This window comes from Methylobacterium sp. E-025 (assembly GCF_022829705.1).
Taxonomy (GTDB): Bacteria; Pseudomonadota; Alphaproteobacteria; order Rhizobiales; family Beijerinckiaceae; genus Methylobacterium.
The window spans coordinates 1-404 of the sequence record NZ_JAKSYR010000009.1; the positions used below are offsets into that span (position 1 = coordinate 1).

Here is a 404-nt window from a genome sequence, read left to right on the forward strand (position 1 = left end):
TTTTTTTGTAGGTGAGATCGCGTGCGTCGAGGAAGCTCCACAGGGTGCCGAGCCCGACCGTGAGGTCGTGCTCGTCATGGAGCCGAGCGCGCAGCTCCTCAAGGGTGATGTCGTCTTGTCCGTGTATCCTGCCACGCAAAAACGCCTCGCGCGGATCGAGCTTGGAGCGGCGGCACCGCTAGAAGCTCGATCCGTACCAGGCGTTTTTGCGTGGACTGATCGACGGAGAAGACGACATCACCCGTGAGGAGATGCACGCTCGTCTCCAGGACGAGCACGACCTCACGGTCGGGCTCGGCACCCTGTGGAGCTTCCTCGACGCACGCGATCTCACCTACAAAAAAAGACAGCGCACGCCGCCGAGCAGGAACGCCCGGACGTGAAAGCGGCGCGCGAGGCCTGGT

Annotated in this window: 2 pseudogenes; one reads left to right on the plus strand and one right to left on the minus strand. The window is 62.9% G+C overall.

Annotation, left to right across the window (positions count from 1 at the left end):
- Positions 1-178, minus strand: a pseudogene (locus MKK64_RS00290) (IS630 family transposase); the annotation flags it as partial.
- 4 nt (positions 179-182) lie between these two features.
- Here MKK64_RS00290 and MKK64_RS00295 point away from each other — a divergent pair.
- Positions 183-404: pseudogene (locus MKK64_RS00295) on the plus strand (IS630 family transposase); the annotation flags it as partial.